We start from the raw sequence: 4875 nt of genomic DNA, 5'->3' as shown, positions 1-4875 counted from the left end.
GCGGGTGGTAGGCAGGGCAGCCGGTCTGCCTGACGAAAGCTTCAAAGGCTTCCCCTGGGATACTCTCCACAACCTCATTCACCGAAAAAGCGATATCATTTCTTGGTAATTTTACTGCTAAATCGATAGGCAAAATAACTTGATTCATAGTATAATGTTTAAACATAAGGGTACCCCCGATCGATTATTGTGTCGTTACTTTAATTCTATCAAAAGGTATCCTTTTTGTTTACTCGAAACCTCCGTAGGAGGATAAAAAATAGGCATGAGCTTACCCAACTTGGGTAAACTCATGCCTATTTTCATTATTCAGTTGGGTTTTGTCCCAACCTCATTTTTTTAATGGACGGCCGCGATACTGCTCTGGCGCACGTCACTTCATTAGTTCGCTTTTGTTCGGATTGTCATGGGCGATCCGGCTTGCGGCCGCCGCGGCAATAGCGCCCACGATGTCATCCAGGAAAGTATGACATTTATCGCCGGCCTTGTCATTCAGTTTATGCAGGATGCCTGGCTTCACTTTGTCGATGTAACCGTAATTGGTAAACCCGATGGATCCATAAACATTCACAATGGAAAGAGCCAGGATTTCATCGATGCCATACAGGCCTTCGTCATTCAGGATGATATCGAGCAATGGTTGGGACAATTGCCTGGATTCCGCCAACTTATCCAATTCGATGCCCGTAATGATGGCGTTCTGGACTTCGCGTTTCAAAAAAACGGCGGAAACGCTTTCGATACATTCTTCAAGTGTCAAATCCGCTACGTAGTTCTGCTGCAAATGTAAAACTAAATCTGCAATGTCACTGAAACTTACTCCGCGCTCTTCTATGAGAGCGACTGCTCGGTCGTGCAATTCACTACCCGTTTTTACCATGGGACCGCCTCCTGATTTCAAATTAAGAATACTACAGTCATTATAGACGAATCATTTGCAAAAACAAAAGAAAACAGCGGCGGATACACGCCTGCTGTTTTCTCGGGAATTGCGTTCATTAAAAAAGGCTGGTACTGTGCATCGGTTGGACGCGTGTATCCGGGTTGATGTACACCATTGCGTTATTGACGGCGACGGGGGCTTCGCCGAAACCGGTAGCGATCAGCTTGACTTTCCCTTCATAGGTACTGATATCGCCGATGGCATAGACGCCGGGTATGGTCGTTTCCATTTTTGAATTCACGACGATGGCATTCCCATTTACTTCAAAGCCCCATTTCTTCATGCCGCCGATAGAAGAGGAGAAGCCGTAGTTGATCAAGAAGTCATCTATCTCAAGCTCCATCGTATTTTCTTTTCGGGCTTCCTGCAAAGTCACGCTAGTCAGGATGTCGTTGCTTCCGTTGATGCTGATGGGAACAAAGGGCGTTATGGTTTCGATGGAAGATTCATTCAGCAATTGTACACTATGTTCCTGAGCACGGAATTGCGGACGGCGATGAATCAAATAGACTTTTTTTGCGATTGGTTCCAAGGTCAACGCCCAATCGACTGCCGAATCGCCACCGCCACAGATGGCGACCGTTTTATCACGGAAACTTTCGATGTTGTTGACGAAGTAATGCAGATTGTTGTTTTCATATTTTTCGGCATGTTCGATTTCCAATTTGCGCGGTCTGAAAGCGCCGTTGCCGGCAGAAATGATGACCGCTTTTGAATAATGCAGATTTTTCGTTGTTTGGATTTCAAAGATTCCCTCTGCGTTTTTGTTCAATTCGAAGGCTTCTTCGCCATAAACCAATGTGGTATCGAATCGGTCCATCTGTGTTTTCAAATTTTTAATCAATTCTTCTCCGGTGATGATCGGATAACCGGCAATGTCATAAATATTTTTTTCGGCATATAACATGCCGGGCTGACCGCCGAGTTGAGGCAGGGCTTCAATGATTTTTACTTTCGCCTGACGAAGACCGGCGTAGAATGCCGTAAACATACCTACTGGACCGCCGCCGATGATGGTTAAATCGTATAACTCGTCTGGATTCAATTTTGGGACCTCCATAAATTTCGTTCTTTTTCAGCTGCGGATGAGATTGTCACAATAGACCGGTTCGTTGGTAGAACAGTCGGACAACGAAGGCTACAAAGATTCCCGTAAGTAGGCCGACAAAAACTTCCAATGGTTTGTGCCCCAAATATTTTTTTAGAGCCATTTCTTCAGGGTAAACCTTCTCTTCATCCTTTTCCGAAAGCAATTCTTGTGGGGTTTTAGGGGATTTATCCGAGAGTCGGTTCAGTTCTCGGATAGCATCCACTAGGACAATTCCTTGCTCACCGCTTTGACGTCTGACGCCCATAGCGTCGAACATGACAATGACGCCAAGTGTGGTGGCGATGGCAACGTATCCGGATGAAAAGCCGTATTGTAAAATCAACGCAGTGATCAAAGCACTGACCGCTGCCGAATGTGAGCTGGGCATCCCGCCTGTCGTTGCGATGATCGCTAGTGGCGTGTTTTTGCCTTTTGAAAAATAGGCAATGGGATACTTCAAAAATTGGGTGAAGAATATTGCGGTAAATGAGCAAATTAAAGGGAAGTTATCGAATATTATCATTATTTATCATCCTTCGTTCAAGTATGGGGCACTTATGAAACAATCATAACATGAATGCCGGTTGACATCCTAATATTAATATTTCCCAAATAATTTAGTTTTTGCAAAATCAAAGGCATTATTCTGTATGAGAGTGTGGTAAAATAAATAAAAAAAGGAGGATGAATAATGAGTTTATTTCCACAATTAACAGAAGCAACAGAAAACGAAAAGAAAGTAATTATGAAAACCAACAAGGGGGACATTACGTTCCGTTTATTCCCTGAATATGCTCCTAAAACAGTAGAAAACTTTTTAGGCCTAGCTGAAGCGGGATATTATGATGGCATCATTTTCCATCGCGTTATCAATGATTTCATGATCCAAGGGGGCGACCCAACCGGTACTGGCATGGGCGGATCCAGCATTTGGGGTGAATCATTCAAGGACGAGTTCAGCACGAGCTTGTTCAACTTGAACGGGGCTTTGTCGATGGCTAATGCCGGCCCAAATACAAATGGCAGCCAATTCTTTATCGTCACTGCTAAACATGTGCCTGCAAATATGTTGGGCCAATTGGAGGCTGGCGGTTGGCCTAAAGAAGTCGTTGAGGCTTATGCTAAAAACGGTGGCACACCATGGTTGGATCAAAAACACACTGTTTTTGGACAAGTTGAAGCAGGGATGGACACGGTCTATGCTATCGAAGGCGTTAAAAAAGGCGCACAAGATAAACCTGTTGAAGATGTTGTCATCGAAAGCATTACGATCTTATAAAAATATAAAAAAGGGCGATTCGTTTGCCCTTTTTTTATACTTTACTTGCCGCATTCATTTTATTTTTTCAATATTGGCTCTTTGAACATGAAAAACGGATCTTTTATAAAATGTTCATTTTCATAGGTGCACTTCCATTCGCGCTTCATTCTCACGGTTCTCAGATATCTTTCATGTTTTTTGGGAATTTTTATCATTTTCAATGCACTTCATGTTATAATAATATCTAACTACGAGGGGAAGAAGAATTGAAAATGAAATATAAAATCGGAGATATAATTGAAGGGAAAGTAACTGGGATTCAAGCATATGGCGTTTTTATTTCATTGGATAAAAATACGCAAGGATTAATACACATTTCGGAGTGCAGACACGGATATGTGACTGATCTGGATGGCTTTATTCAGATTGATGATGAAGTTGAAGCGAAGATAATCGATATCGACGAATATACCGGTAAAATCAGCTTGTCATTGAGGGCAATGGAAAAATTGCCTATTCCACCTTATCCGGCGAAAAGGAAAAGACGCAAAAGAAGATACGTACCGCAAATTGGTTTTGATACGCTGAAACAAAAGATACCGGCTTGGATAGAAGAAGCCAAAGAAGATGAAAAAGTAAGGAAATCTATTGGCGAATGATCTCGTTTAAGATGCTTACTGTGAAAGGGGTTATTCATAATGACAAAAGAAAACATTGTGGCTGGGACCATTATGATTACAAACAAGGCCGAGGAAACTTTTTTTCTAGTTGCTGTTGAAGGAGAATCGAATACGCTTCCGACTGTTGAAATGTCCGGAGAAGGAAAATCCCCTTTAGGATCAATAATGGAATCCTTGCTTAAACATGTGAACGTTGACTCTGAATCACTGAGATTACTTGATTTAACAAACATAAGAGGAAACGGCAGAAACATCCCTTTATTTGTTTTCGATGCATTAGAGAAACCTGCTGACGTAGATACGGTTTTAACGGATCGTAGTCATTTCGCATGGAAAAAATCTTCAGACATCACGGAAATACTTACTGATTGGGAATTAGGCGGAGTACCGATTTATCATTAAAAAAGCTTGATTTTCATTCATTAAAGTTTTTATATATTGATTAGGAGGGTATTAAATGGCACATATTAATTTTGACTACTCGAAAGCTTTGAAATTCTTTTCACAACATGAATTGGATTATCTGCAATTCCAAGTTACCGCTGCTGATAAAGCGTTACGGGAAGGAACAGGTCCAGGTAATGATTTTACAGGCTGGATCGATTTGCCGAAGGATTACGACAAAGAAGAATTTGCCCGCATCAAAGCGGCTGCTAAAAAGATCCAATCCGATTCAGACGTGTTGGTTGTCATCGGCATCGGCGGTTCATACTTAGGCGCACGTGCCGCGATCGATTTCTTGAACCACACCTTCTATAATGTGCAGACGGCTGAAAATCGCAAAACACCCCAAATTTTCTTTGCGGGGAACAGCATCAGCTCAACTTATTTAGCGGACCTGATTGAAGTGATCGGCGACCGTGATTTCTCCGTCAACATGATTTCGAAATCCGGTACAACA

General features: G+C 42.3%; 6 protein-coding genes and 2 pseudogenes. 4 read left to right on the top strand and 4 right to left on the bottom strand.

Annotated features, from left to right (window positions below):
- The 4 genes and pseudogenes from BM101_RS14465 to BM101_RS13705 form a co-directional block, all read right to left on the bottom strand.
- A pseudogene (locus BM101_RS14465) lies at window positions 1-166 on the bottom strand (IS5/IS1182 family transposase); the annotation flags it as partial.
- 207 nt (window positions 167-373) lie between these two features.
- Complete coding sequence (locus tag BM101_RS13715) at window positions 374-880, bottom strand: phosphatidylglycerophosphatase A family protein (protein ID WP_087034287.1); 507 nt, start codon at window positions 878-880, stop codon at window positions 374-376.
- Window positions 881-998: 118 nt separating this feature from the next.
- Window positions 999-2003 (bottom strand): NAD(P)/FAD-dependent oxidoreductase, encoded by a 1005-nt coding sequence (locus BM101_RS13710; RefSeq protein WP_087034288.1) that lies wholly within the window; start codon window positions 2001-2003, stop codon window positions 999-1001.
- Between the two features lie 34 nt (window positions 2004-2037).
- Window positions 2038-2556 carry a divergent PAP2 family protein gene (locus BM101_RS13705; protein ID WP_087034289.1) on the bottom strand — a complete coding sequence of 173 codons (519 nt, stop codon included), beginning with the start codon at window positions 2554-2556 and terminating at the stop codon, window positions 2038-2040.
- Between the two features lie 168 nt (window positions 2557-2724).
- Here BM101_RS13705 and BM101_RS13700 point away from each other — a divergent pair, with 168 nt between their 5' ends.
- The 4 genes and pseudogenes from BM101_RS13700 to pgi all read left to right on the top strand — a co-directional run.
- Window positions 2725-3312, top strand: a complete 588-nt coding sequence (locus tag BM101_RS13700) for a peptidylprolyl isomerase (RefSeq protein ID WP_087034290.1) — start codon at window positions 2725-2727, stop codon at window positions 3310-3312.
- A 254-nt stretch (window positions 3313-3566) separates the two neighbouring features.
- A complete protein-coding gene (locus BM101_RS13695) occupies window positions 3567-3953 on the top strand; it encodes a CvfD/Ygs/GSP13 family RNA-binding post-transcriptional regulator (protein WP_087034291.1) in 387 nt (128 codons plus the stop codon).
- Between the two features lie 39 nt (window positions 3954-3992).
- Entirely contained in the window at window positions 3993-4376 is a 384-nt protein-coding gene (locus BM101_RS13690; RefSeq protein ID WP_087034292.1) for a hypothetical protein, read from the top strand.
- Between the two features lie 55 nt (window positions 4377-4431).
- Window positions 4432-4875: pseudogene (gene pgi, locus BM101_RS13685) on the top strand (glucose-6-phosphate isomerase); the annotation flags it as partial.

It is taken from the genome of Trichococcus palustris, from assembly GCF_900114465.1.
In the GTDB taxonomy this organism is placed as follows: Bacteria; Bacillota; Bacilli; order Lactobacillales; family Aerococcaceae; genus Trichococcus; species Trichococcus palustris.
This window is presented reverse-complemented; position numbering and strand designations above follow the sequence as displayed.

Bases quoted from the DNA above. Each gene is read 5' to 3' on its own strand.
- BM101_RS13695 (WP_087034291.1), top strand. From the start codon at position 3,567: ATGAAATATAAAATCGGAGATATAATTGAAGGGAAAGTAACTGGGATT.
- BM101_RS13700 (WP_087034290.1), top strand. From the start codon at position 2,725: ATGAGTTTATTTCCACAATTAACAGAAGCAACAGAAAACGAAAAGAAA.
- BM101_RS13690 (WP_087034292.1), top strand. From the start codon at position 3,993: ATGACAAAAGAAAACATTGTGGCTGGGACCATTATGATTACAAACAAG.
- BM101_RS13710 (WP_087034288.1), bottom strand. From the start codon at position 2,003: ATGGAGGTCCCAAAATTGAATCCAGACGAGTTATACGATTTAACCATC.
- BM101_RS13705 (WP_087034289.1), bottom strand. From the start codon at position 2,556: ATGATAATATTCGATAACTTCCCTTTAATTTGCTCATTTACCGCAATA.
- BM101_RS13715 (WP_087034287.1), bottom strand. From the start codon at position 880: ATGGTAAAAACGGGTAGTGAATTGCACGACCGAGCAGTCGCTCTCATA.